The 11,348-nt window shown below is 47.9% G+C and carries 10 protein-coding genes; 5 read left to right on the forward strand and 5 right to left on the reverse strand.

The genetic code is table 11. The features are described 5' to 3' along the window. Positions 1 to 449 precede the first annotated feature (449 nt). Together RMO27_RS22510 and RMO27_RS22515 are read right to left on the reverse strand one after the other, a co-directional pair. The gene (locus tag RMO27_RS22510) at positions 450 to 893 is read right to left on the reverse strand and encodes an NlpC/P60 family protein (protein WP_309736770.1); all 444 of its coding nucleotides are present in this window, start codon (positions 891 to 893) and stop codon (positions 450 to 452) included. Between the two features lie 153 nt (positions 894 to 1,046). Beyond that, complete coding sequence (locus RMO27_RS22515) at positions 1,047 to 1,697, reverse strand: DNA-3-methyladenine glycosylase (protein WP_396133785.1); 651 nt, start codon at positions 1,695 to 1,697, stop codon at positions 1,047 to 1,049. Positions 1,698 to 1,746: 49 nt separating this feature from the next. Here RMO27_RS22515 and RMO27_RS22520 point away from each other — a divergent pair, with 49 nt between their 5' ends. Together RMO27_RS22520 and RMO27_RS22525 are read left to right on the forward strand one after the other, a co-directional pair. Beyond that, on the forward strand, positions 1,747 to 1,998 hold the full coding sequence (locus RMO27_RS22520) for a type II toxin-antitoxin system ParD family antitoxin (protein WP_309736772.1): 252 nt from the start codon (positions 1,747 to 1,749) through the stop codon (positions 1,996 to 1,998). Then, on the forward strand, positions 1,995 to 2,309 hold the full coding sequence (locus RMO27_RS22525) for a type II toxin-antitoxin system RelE/ParE family toxin (protein WP_309736773.1): 315 nt from the start codon (positions 1,995 to 1,997) through the stop codon (positions 2,307 to 2,309). The genes RMO27_RS22520 and RMO27_RS22525 overlap by 4 nt, the downstream gene beginning before the upstream one ends. A 478-nt stretch (positions 2,310 to 2,787) precedes the next feature. Here the strand turns inward: RMO27_RS22525 and RMO27_RS22530 are convergent, their stop codons facing one another. The 3 genes from RMO27_RS22530 to RMO27_RS22540 are packed head-to-tail and all read right to left on the reverse strand — an operon-like array spanning position 2,788 to position 6,733. Next, the gene (locus RMO27_RS22530) at positions 2,788 to 4,815 is read right to left on the reverse strand and encodes a response regulator (RefSeq protein ID WP_309736774.1); all 2,028 of its coding nucleotides are present in this window, start codon (positions 4,813 to 4,815) and stop codon (positions 2,788 to 2,790) included. Between the two features lie 26 nt (positions 4,816 to 4,841). After that, on the reverse strand, positions 4,842 to 5,291 hold the full coding sequence (locus tag RMO27_RS22535; protein ID WP_309736775.1) for a response regulator: 450 nt from the start codon (positions 5,289 to 5,291) through the stop codon (positions 4,842 to 4,844). Then, positions 5,288 to 6,733, reverse strand: a complete 1,446-nt coding sequence (locus RMO27_RS22540; RefSeq protein ID WP_309736776.1) for a GAF domain-containing protein — start codon at positions 6,731 to 6,733, stop codon at positions 5,288 to 5,290. The genes RMO27_RS22535 and RMO27_RS22540 overlap by 4 nt, the downstream gene beginning before the upstream one ends. Before the next feature lie 240 nt (positions 6,734 to 6,973). Between RMO27_RS22540 and RMO27_RS22545 the strand changes: the two genes are divergently transcribed. The 3 genes from RMO27_RS22545 to RMO27_RS22555 form a co-directional block, all read left to right on the forward strand. Then, positions 6,974 to 8,206 (forward strand): DUF445 family protein, encoded by a 1,233-nt coding sequence (locus tag RMO27_RS22545; RefSeq protein WP_309736777.1) that lies wholly within the window; start codon positions 6,974 to 6,976, stop codon positions 8,204 to 8,206. 394 nt (positions 8,207 to 8,600) lie between these two features. After that, complete coding sequence (locus RMO27_RS22550) at positions 8,601 to 9,581, forward strand: RNA polymerase sigma factor, RpoD/SigA family (RefSeq protein ID WP_309736778.1); 981 nt, start codon at positions 8,601 to 8,603, stop codon at positions 9,579 to 9,581. A gap of 401 nt (positions 9,582 to 9,982) precedes the next feature. Next, the coding region (locus tag RMO27_RS22555) for a caspase family protein (protein ID WP_309736779.1) at positions 9,983 to 11,348 on the forward strand (1,366 nt) is incomplete at its 3' end.

Here is an 11,348-nt window from a genome sequence, read left to right on the forward strand (position 1 = left end):
GGTCTGATGTTCGCTCCACAGACTAACCCCGCAAGCCCTGCGGTTTTTAGAAACATTCAAGTAAATTAACTTATGTCTATCCAGGATGTTGCCATTGCCCTTCAAGCTTTTCCCGGTCTACCGATGCTTGGGTTCGTTCCATGGACGGGAAACCCGTCCGGACGAACTCCGCTTTTTCTGCGCCGCCAGTTGAACTGGACTTCGCTCGTTAGGCTGTCTGATCCATGCGTCTCGGGTGGGTCAACGACCAAAAACATTGTACCCCAATCGAAATCTATAGTCTATGCACAAAACCCTAATTGGCGATTCGTCGCCCATCCCGCTCTCTCTTTGAGCGTTGGTCAAAATCTTTCGGGGGTGGGACTCCTCACCGCCCTCCTATCCATCCCCGCCGTAAAACGGACGGGGTTTTTCGGAGATTCTGATAACTGTCAACTGTCAACTCCCCTCTAATTAGAAGGTAATAAAGATAAAATTCGGTAAGGACGTTTACCCCAATAGCTGTTAGGTGCAAAACTAGCTTCCTTCACGCCAGTACTACTTTGCGCGCCGATAAATTTCTTGCTCGCCACATCAGTGACGATGCCCATGTGGGCGGAGGCACCTTTATATGATAAAAAGATAATCACATCCCCGACTAGCGGTGCTTTAGTCGGTGCAAAATCTGCATCATTTAGGTACTGATTAGCCATCCGGTAATTGTAGCCCTCGAAGATGCTGTTATAGACTGCATAGACAAAATGGGAGCAGTCCACACCATTTTTATCTTTACCGCCATAGCGATAGCGGGTGCCCTTCCAAGATTTTGCTTCAGCCGCCACCGTATGGAGATCTTCTGATGTCAATAGATCGTCAGAATGCGATTCGGTACCAGCAATTGCTGGTAGCAACATTGATGAATAGATTACTAACGCGCACGCCAGAATTTTTTGATACATATCGGGCAAAACAAATTGGGGAATTCCTCGCTTCTACTGTTAAATTACCCAAATTTAGGACTAGATCGATCGCCCGATCGATCTGTCAATATCCAGCTTGCTCTCCTCTCAACCAAGTTTTGAAACTGCTTTGCACCCCTTGAGATACCACCGCCACGGCAATTCGATCCCCTGTGTCAGTCCGATGCGGGTGGTTTGAGTGAGTGTAATTGCTCCTGCATCGAGTTTGGCTTGCCAGTCACTAGATCGATGTTCCACCCACATCGGTTGTCCTAATTCTAGTTTCGTTCCATACAGATCCAAGTTAATTTGCATCGCGAGACAGAGTTTTCCTGGCCCTGCGGCTGCCCGTTCTGGCTTTTCCTTAGGTTTGAGCAAAATGTGATTTAATGTCTGTTTTTCTAGCTCCAGTGCCCGAATTAACACTGCACTCGGCGCACCAATTCGATCGGTTACGATATTCACGCAGTGATAGATGCCATAAATCAAATACACATATACAAATCCTGGCACACCAAACATAATCTGATTGCGTTTGGTTTGTTTGCGATAGGCATGACAAGCCGGATCGCCTTCTTGATACGCTTCGGTTTCAACAATTAGCCCGCGTAATTGGGTGCCGTCGGGAAGTTGACGTACTAAGGTACAACCAATTAAATCCGGTGCGACATCTACAGCCGATCGAGTCTCCGAGGGAGAGGCTCCGCCAACGAACCACTCCATTGGAATAACTCGTTCTGTGTTGGCGATTAAATTCATCTGAGTCATAAGTTATAATCCAATCAGTTAGATCGTACAGACAATTCTTATGACTTACCTTACTATCGCACTGCCCGAAGCCGTGAAAGCCTATGTCGATGGACAGATATCCAGCGGTAACTATGGTAGTGCCGACGAGTTTTTGACAGCATTAATCGAACGAGAGCAAGAGCGTCAAGCCAAACAGAAAGTCAATGCGATGTTGCGATCGACGCTCCAGAAAAATCGGACGATCGAAGCAACTGATGAGTGGTGGGAGCAGCAACATCAATATCTGAATGGCCTTCCTCCTCAAACATGACTCGTTATATTTTAATTCATGAGGATGCAAGCCTCGACCTACACGAACATTTTAGTTATCTATCTCAAAATAATCGAGATAGTGCTTTTGAGTTTTTTGATGCTGCACGACAAACTTTTGCTGCATTAGCTCGAATGCCTGGAGTGAGCCAACAGTATGACAGTGAAGAAGATATTGTCAATATTCGTAAATGGGCTGTCAAAGGATTCAAGAAATATCTAATTTTTTATCGCTATGATGATGAAAAATTGGAGATACTTCGCATCATTCATGCCACAAGAGATTTAGAGCTAATCCTGAGAGATCTATAAGTAGATTCGATCGATTACAGCCATACAAATTATTTTTATTTTATCTGAATCTTTTCGGTTGGCATTGTCCATCCTATTTCTCCGTCAACCTCTTCTACAGACTGTCTAGCTGCCAAAAGTGGATACTTCCATTTACTTCAGACAGTAGATTTTTAGCTGAATCTTTACTAATTCCAACTTCATCTTCAAAATTGTCAATTTTCAATCCATTGCATATTTCTTTGGCTCTCCCATACTAGCGGGAGAGCCATGTCTTTTATGTTACCAAAGTGTTCTGCTATACTGTGCTTTGGCTTTAGCTTCATTTGACGTGATATAAATTTCCAATAAATATAACATAATTAACTGGCTATACTTATTTACCATTAAAGCTTTCATACTTTTCATAATTCAAATCTGCAACTGATTTGCGAGGATTTTAAATAGTAAGAACTTTAAGTGCGTTCACCCTGGGTGCTAGGCGACCACAGCACTAAAACTACAGTAGATTCAATAATTCTGAAGCGGTAAAGGGTTTGGCTAGAAAAGCTTTAACACCCTCCTTCATCGTGCTTTTGACTGTCTCGCTGGTGGCCAATCCGCTCATGGCAATAATTTGGACTTGGGGATTGAGTTTGCAGAGCGTACGGACGATCGTGGCCGAATCCAACGATGGCATCATCATATCCATCAAGACGACGCCGATCTCCTGCCGATGCTCGGCATAGAGGGCGATCGCTTCTATCCCATCGCTAGCCGTCATGACCTGATAACCATAAGCCTCTAAGGTCGCTTTGGTGACTTCCTGAATTGCCACTTCATCATCGACGACCAAAATTAATTCACCCTGACCCGATCGCGGTATAGCGGCGATCGCGGGTGCAGCTACATGAGTATCTGTCGCGGGTAGATAGACTCTGAACCGAGTACCACTGCCAACTTGACTATCCACATCGATCCAGCCATGATGACTTTTGATGATGCCGACGACAGTCGATAGTCCCAATCCCGTACCTTTACCGATGTCTTTGGTTGTGAAGAAGGGATCGAAAATTCGATCGATAATCTCTGGCGAGATGCCAGTGCCCGTATCGGCGATCGTCACTAGCACATAAGCTCCAGCTTGGGCATTGATGTGCATCCGCGCATAATTTTCATCAATGGCTAAATTCTCAGCCACGATGCTCAAGGTGCCGCCATCGGGCATCGCATCGCGGGCATTGACACACAGATTCATAAATACCTGATGCAACATGGTGGCATCAGCCGTAATCAGCCATAAATCTGCGGGTCGATCGTGGCCATCACTGCCGCGAAATGCCAGCGACAGTTCGATATTCTTGGGAAATGCCTGTTGGACGATTTTTTGAATTTCTACTAGCAACTGACCGATCTGGAGGGCTGTCGGCTTGCTCTCGACCCCACGGGTAAAGGCGAGAATTTGCTTGACCAAATCGGCACCTCGGCGGGTGCTGTCATTGAGGACTTGTAGCAACCGCTGAGTGGGTTCATCGATGTTGACAATTTTCAGAGGTAGCAATTGGACGATTCCCATAATCGGGGTCAACACGTTGTTGAGATCGTGGGCGATGCCACTGGTTAATGTGCCCAGGCTCTCCAGCCGTTCGGTGCGCCGGAGGACAGCTTCGGTCAATTTGCGCTCGGTGATGTCCTCGGCAATGCCGACAACGCGGTAAGGTACGCCCGATCGATCTTGAATCGGGAAACCGCGATCGCGAATCCACCGAATCGAGCCATCAGGACGCATAATTCGATACTCCTCATCGTAGTTGCCCAGCAATGAATGCTCGAAAAAGTGACTGTGAACGCGTTGCCGATCCTCGGTATGGATGGCCTCAATCCACTCCATAAAGTCCGCATACAAACTCACGCAAGTGCGTCCCCAGATCCGTTCGTAGGCCGGACTGACATAGAGCATCTCTAGTGCAGTGGGATCGGACATCCAGAATACACTTTCTGTAATATTTTCGGCCAACTGCCGAAAGCGTTCCTCACTCTCTCGCAGAGCTTGTTCGGCTTCAAGGCGTTTGAGCCGCTCTTGAGCCTCACGCAGTTCTCGCTCTACCGCAGGTACTAGCCGAGTCAGATTATCCTTGAGTAAGTAGTCGTGCGCTCCAGCTCTCATTGCCGCCACTGCCGTTTCTTCGCCGATCGTCCCAGAGACAATAATAAAAGGTAAATCTTGCTGCTGGTGCTGGAGCAATTGCAAGGCTTCTGGCGCACTAAACCTCGGCAAGGTGTAGTCGGCAATCACGATGTCCCAAGTTTGCTGCGCGAGGGCTGCTTTCATATCCGCAGCAGTCTCCACCCGCACATATTCGGGTGCATAGCCACCGCGTCGCAGTTCGCGAAGGAGTAAGAGAAGATCGTCTTCTGAATCCTCGACAATTAGAATTTTTAATTGGGAATTCATCTTCTTGTTAACAGCTTTAGTAAGTGGGAAGTTGAGAGTTGCTGTACCACGGGAAGTGGGATGTGGGTTAGTTGGAGAGCAGTTCGCAAACATAAAGCCTAAAGCCTAAAACCTAAAACCTAAACTGGAGGCGGTTCGTTCATCAATAACCAGTACATCCCCAGTTGCCTAATTGCTTCGGAAAACTGGACAAAATCGACAGGTTTGCGGATATAACTATTACAACCAAGACTGTAACTATCGAGGACATCGCCTTCCTCGCTGGAGGTCGTTAATACAACTACGGGCAAAAATCGCGTGCGCGGATCTTCTCGCAAGCGGCGCAAGACTTCTAAACCATCAACTCGCGGTAGCTTCAAATCTAATAAAATCACCGATGGTTTGTTATTGATATCTCGATCGAGATATTTGCCCGTGCCGAAGAGATAATCTAGAGCTTCGACACCATCGCGAGCGATGACGATTTCATTCCCAATATGATGGCGTTTGAGCGCACGGAGTGCCAACGCTTCGTCATCGGGATTGTCCTCCACCAGCAAAATTACCTTGTTGTTGGCGCGTTCCGTCATGTCCCTACTTCCTCTGTTGTGAGCGTGAAATAAAATGTTGCGCCCCGATCGATCGAGCCTTCTGCCCAGACGCGTCCCCCATGACGATGTACGATCCGTTGCACGGTCGCTAGTCCGATCCCATTACCAGGAAATTCCTGGATACTATGCAATCGCTGGAAGGGGGAAAATAACTTTTCTACGTAGGCCATATCGAAGCCGACCCCATTATCGCGCACAAAGTAAGTTCGTGGTTGGTGGCCAGCGTCCGCCACGGTTGCTACTAGCGGTAGCGCGCCAAACTCAATTTTGGCCTGCGGTCTGGTGGCGGTAAATTTCCAGGCATTACTTAATAAATTTTCGAGGATGGCATGGAGCAATCGGCTGTCACCGCGATCGAGCAGATCGGGTTGGACGATCGATTCGACTTGGCGATCGGGATAAGCCTGTTGTAAATCGGCAAAGATCTGACTGGCCAAGAGGCTCAGAGTGACTGGTTCTCGGTGCATATCGCTCCGAATCACTCGCGATAGACTCAGCAGATCGTCGATTAATTGTCCCATGCGTTGGGTCGCTGCTCGAATCCGTCGCAAATAATCGTGACCCGTTTCATCTAATTGCTCGATACAATCTTCGATTAATGCCTGACTGAAGCCGTCGATACTACGCAAAGGGGCGCGGAGATCGTGGGAGACAGAATAACTAAAAGTTTCAAGTTCTTTATTAACTGACTTGAGTTCGCTGACGGCTTGCTGAAGACCGTGATTGAGTTCGAGAGCCTGTTGTTGCGCTTCTTGGCGATCGACTATTTCGGCTTGGAGTTTGGCCAAGAGTTCGGCATGTTGGAGGGCAACGCCCAAATGATTGGCAATCTGCGTGACAAATTCGACTTCGGTGGGTTGCCATTCGCGGGGGGCATGACATTGATGGATGCATAGCAATCCCCACAAGCTATCTCCCTGCAACAGCGGCACGACCAAATTGGCGCGGACTTGGAATTGGGCGAGGATCTTGAGGTGACAGTCGCTCAGGCCAGCGGTATAGATATCGGCGACAGCTTGGACGCGCCCTTTTTGGTAATCGATCGCGAATCGATCGCCAAAGCAGTCATCGTGGATTTTTTGGGCGAGAGCCGAATCAAATTCTGGGGCAACATCCTCGGAGACAAATTCGCCATCATTCCAATGGGACTCCGAATAGAACCGAAACATTCCTACCCGATCGGCGGCCATCAGTTTGCGGATTTCGATCGCGGTATCTTTAAAAATTGTTTCGAGATCGAGGGGACTGCGGAGTCGAGTAACTACGTCAAAGAGCGCGTGCTGCCGCTCTAAGCGAAAGTTGGCCAGGTTGAGATCCCGTTGGAGGGGCTGAATTTCTGCGGCTAAAAGCTGTTGTAATTGATCGAATGCAGTGTCGTCTCGACACAGATCGCGGATTTGAGAGCGTAATTCTGAATTCATAAATTAAAGATCTTTCTTATAGATCTTTAATTTTAGCTAACTCCCCTAAACCCTGACTCATTAGCCCCAATTGATTGCAGATTTGGGCTAGAGTAGTCGCCATCTATTAGATTTGGATAGAGTTAATCTCCTGCCACCCTATTCGCTCCGAGCGGATAACCGCCCGTAGCCAGCCTCAGCAGCATCGACATGACTCTGGGTATAATTGTAGAATCAACCCAGCTTATCTTTGAGAATCCATTGTCCCTGTTCCAACTGTGGCTTTACTTGACCCCGCCTCTGGCTGGTGCTGTTGTCGGTTATTTTACCAATGATGTCGCAATCAAAATGTTGTTTCGTCCCTACACGGCGAAATACATTGGTAAATATCAACTGCCGTTTACCCCTGGATTGATTCCGAGCAATCAAGAACGTTTGGCGACGCGGATTTCCGATACGATTATGGGTTCGCTGCTCACCCCTGTAGAGCTACAAAAGATTGCCAAGCGATTGCTCGAAGTCGAGCGGGTGCAAGCGGCGATTACCTGGCTGATTCAACTCGCCCTCGATCGGATCCAGGCAGACAAAGAACAAAAAACAGTCAAAGTGCTGGCCAATATTCTCAAAGATTTGCTCGGCGAATCTTTTCCGCGCTGGTTGAGAGTTTTAGCGCGCCGACCCGATTTTCTGGAGCCACAGATCGATCGAATTTTCGATCGCCTGATTCTCGAATTCGAGCTAACTGACGGTCAAGCTGCCCAATTAGCTGACTGGTTGATTAATGTCATTTTACCGCCCGAAGTTCTGCGGTTGGCGATCGTCGATTTTTTGACCGATCGCAATATTCAAGTCATCGATGAAGGCTTGCGAGAACAGAGTAGCGGCACTTACTGGGTCGTTGCCAACTTATTCGGTGTCAAAAATGCCCTCGGTCGGCTGCGGACATTCTGCCTAGACGATCGTGAAAAAGCCAACCAGATTATTGCCAAACTGATTGTCGCCCTGAATATCCGCAATCGCGGTCAAGAATTGTTACGCGAACTCTCCCTCCAAAATTTACCCGTCTCCACCGTCAAACAACTGCGCAAAACTATCAGCACTAGCGTACGGACTTATATTCAAAGCAAAGGTGTCGAATTAATTCAAGGCTTGACAGATTCGGTGGATTGGGACGGTATTGCCAATGTGACGATCGGTCGATTGCGCAACTCGACGATTTTGACCTCATCTTTGGATGTCGTCAGTGAGGAACTAGCAATTATTATCGATCGCTATCTCGAACGCGATCTCGAACAAATCATCACTCAAGTCATCCCGATTTTGAGTATCGACCAAGTGATCATCGATCGAGTCAAGGCTACTTCTCCCGCCGAGCTAGAAGCTGGGATTCAAGGGATTGTCAAAAGCGAACTCCAAGGAATTGTAAATCTCGGCGGCGTCCTGGGTTTTCTGGTGGGTTTGATGCAAACAGGCTTTCTCTGGTTTCAGAAGTAGGCTTTATAGATGTCATTAGTTTTTAGGCTTTAGAGTTTCAACATGGACTATTTTTTAATTTAAGTAAACAGGTTGTCTCTTAATTTCATACTCTCCTAATATCTAAATCCTACATCCTAACTTAACGATTAATTAAGTTTTCCAATCTATCAACACTGATATGTTTTTAGATGGATAGAGAACTTTAATCCATCGATCTACGTCTAGACACTATAACGGCAACAGAGCCTAACCCAGCTCTAGCTTTGCCGAGATCGACACGCGATCGCTCATATTCACGAACATCGATGCTGTAGAACTCTTCGGGAATTCAGAGATCGAGCAGTGAAGACTATCGAGGAGTAGTGTGTAAAAGTTTTATCAGCCACTTGTAAAGGGAGTTACAGATCAACTCATGCCTAGTGTAAAAACTCGAACGATCGGTCAACCCAAATATACAGGCGATATGGTACGCACCTATCTCCATGAAATCGGTCGCGTTCCATTGCTCACCCAAGAGCAAGAGATTTGCTACGGTAAGCAAGTGCAACAAATGATGCTCTTACAAGAGGTCAAGCAGAGCCTGGAACAGACCTTAAATCGGCAGCCGACCCAACTGGAATGGGCCAGTGCAGCGACAGTCTCAGAGGCCGAACTTGATCGAGTATTGCGATTGGGTCGTCAAGCCAAACAAAAAATGATCGAAGCCAATCTGCGATTGGTAGTGGCGATCGCCAAAAAATATCAAAAGCGCAACCTGGAATTTCTCGATCTGATCCAAGAGGGTTCCTTGGGACTGGAACGGGGTGTCGAAAAATTCGATCCCAGTCGTGGTTATAAGTTTTCGACTTATGCTTACTGGTGGATTCGCCAAGCGATTACCCGCGCGATCGCCCAACAGGGTCGATCGATTCGCTTGCCCATTCACATCACCGAAAAACTCAACAAAATCAAGAAGACCCAGCGGGAGTTATCCCAGCAACTCGGGCGCAGTGCGACATCAGCAGAAATTGCTGCCGAGCTAGCACTCGAACCCGCCCAGATTCGGGACTATCTGAACATCTCGCGATCGCCGATTTCGCTAGATGCCAAAGTCGGCGACAGGCAGGATACCGAACTCTCAGAACTCCTCGAAGATGGCGGCATTTCGCCAGAGCGATACACCGTCCAAGAGTCGCTACGCCAAGAACTCAAAACAACCCTCGACGAACTGACCAATCAGCAACGAGATGTGATTAATTTGCGGTTTGGGCTAGAAGGCGGTAGCGAGCTATCGCTAGCCAAAGTAGGCGAAATTCTCAATCTCAGTCGCGAACGGGTGCGGCAATTGGAGCATCAAGCTCTCTCCCATTTCCGCCGTCGGCACAGCAGTTTTCGGGACTATGTAGCTAGTTAGAATACTCACAATAATGGGGAAGGGGATTGCAGATCTTCTTCCCCTCTTCACTAGATCGCTAGCGTGGATCGGGAAGTCGATCCAGATGCTAAGACTACCGTGTATACACAAGTTGGTTGGACTTCGTTTCTAGATCTGAATCCCCCCTAACCCCCCTTTTTAAGGGCTACGGTGTACACACAAGTCCGATTGAGTCGATCCGTAGATCTAGATCCCCCCTAGCCCCCCTTAAAAAGGGGGGAACCGGATTCTTAGCCCCCCGCTTGGTGCCTTTCCATGGTCGGGAAACCCGACCGGAAAGGCATCCGATTTTTAAGGGGGATTTAGGGGGATTCACACCAATTTCGCTTCTCACCAGAGATGTGTAGACACCGTAGGATGCTGAGGGGGTGTGTGTAAAAATGGCTGACTTCTATGCTTTATTAATTGGCATCGATAATTATGCACCCAATCCCCTGTTCAACAGCCTCCAAGGAGCCGTTCGCGATATCGACAAGGTCGCAGATTATCTTGCCAAATCGCTGAACATACCAGCAGAGAAGATAACTAGACTTACCGCTCCGGTGCCAGACACTAATTTGCTGGGAAATGTAAGAGCGGCACGGCAGGAAATACTCCCAACTTATCAAAACATCGTCGATGCTTTCGATCGGATTACCGCAAGTGCAAATACGGGAGATTTAGTCTACATCCACTATTCTGGACATGGTGGACGAGTGAAGACAATTTTCCCCGAATTGAAAGGAGCGGGGCAGTTCGATGAAAGCTTAGTGCCGATGGATGTGGGTAACGACGGTCATTATCTGCGAGATGTGGAGATGACAACTCTTCTGAAACGGATGACAGACAAGGGTTTAATCGTCACTGTTATTTTTGATAGTTGTCATGCCGGGGGCGCGACACGCGGCGATGGGGAGATTCGTGGGGCGCGCGCTGGACAGGTAGATCTAAGCGATCGACCGCAAGCTAGTACCGTGGCTACAAGAGCTGAATTAGTCCAAAATTGGCTGCTGCTGACTCAAAATAGCCCTAAAGAGGGTTGGTTGCCAAATCAACGGGATTATGTCTTCTTGGGTGCTTGTCGTCCGTCTGAGTTTGCGTATGAATCTGCGTTTGGTACTGGCACAGAACGCAATGGAGCATTGACTTATTGGATGCTCGATACCCTCAACAGTAACTCTCATTTAACCTATCAGGCTTTGTACGATCGAGTCAAAGGTCAGATTCAAAGTAAATTGCCCAATCAATTACCGATGCTCTTGGGCGAAAGCGATCGATTGGTATTTGGTAGTGAAATCGAGTCTGTACGATATAGTCTAATCGTTATTAATGTTGCGCCAGCACGAGTCACGTTAGATGGCGGGTTAGCACAAGGATTGGGTAGCGGATCTCGATTCGCAATTTATCCGGTTGGGAGTGACTTTAGCGATAAGCAAAACCGCCTTGCGGTGGTTGAAATTATCGAGTTGCAAGCATCCACAGCTACTGCCAAAATCTTAACGGCTGAAGAAAGCGGAGTTACCGCAGTTATCGCGCAGATCGCACCAGGATTGCCTGCGATAGTGGAATCCGAACCAGTCAATCTCCAGCATCGGGTGCGGTTGTTTATCAAAGAGGCGGGAGAGCAGGAAGCGCAATTATCACCAGAATTAGCGGATCAACAAGCAGCAGCTTTAGCCAAAGTACGTCAAGCGATGCAATCTAGTGGTTGGGTAATGGAGGTTGAAAGTGATGAACAGGGACATTATCAGGTGGCGGTAGGGCGGA

The sequence above is a fragment of the Chamaesiphon sp. OTE_75_metabat_556 genome, from assembly GCF_031378165.1.
Lineage (GTDB): Bacteria > Cyanobacteriota > Cyanobacteriia > Cyanobacteriales > Chamaesiphonaceae > Chamaesiphon.

Coding starts and splice junctions, on each gene's coding strand:
- RMO27_RS22515 (WP_396133785.1), bottom strand. CDS start 1,697: ATGAATTTAATCGCCAACACAGAACGAGTTATTCCAATGGAGTGGTTC.
- RMO27_RS22525 (WP_309736773.1), top strand. CDS start 1,995: ATGACTCGTTATATTTTAATTCATGAGGATGCAAGCCTCGACCTACAC.
- RMO27_RS22530 (WP_309736774.1), bottom strand. CDS start 4,815: ATGTTTGCGAACTGCTCTCCAACTAACCCACATCCCACTTCCCGTGGT.
- RMO27_RS22540 (WP_309736776.1), bottom strand. CDS start 6,733: ATGAATTCAGAATTACGCTCTCAAATCCGCGATCTGTGTCGAGACGAC.
- RMO27_RS22510 (WP_309736770.1), bottom strand. CDS start 893: ATGTTGCTACCAGCAATTGCTGGTACCGAATCGCATTCTGACGATCTA.
- RMO27_RS22550 (WP_309736778.1), top strand. CDS start 8,601: ATGCCTAGTGTAAAAACTCGAACGATCGGTCAACCCAAATATACAGGC.
- RMO27_RS22535 (WP_309736775.1), bottom strand. CDS start 5,291: ATGACGGAACGCGCCAACAACAAGGTAATTTTGCTGGTGGAGGACAAT.
- RMO27_RS22520 (WP_309736772.1), top strand. CDS start 1,747: ATGACTTACCTTACTATCGCACTGCCCGAAGCCGTGAAAGCCTATGTC.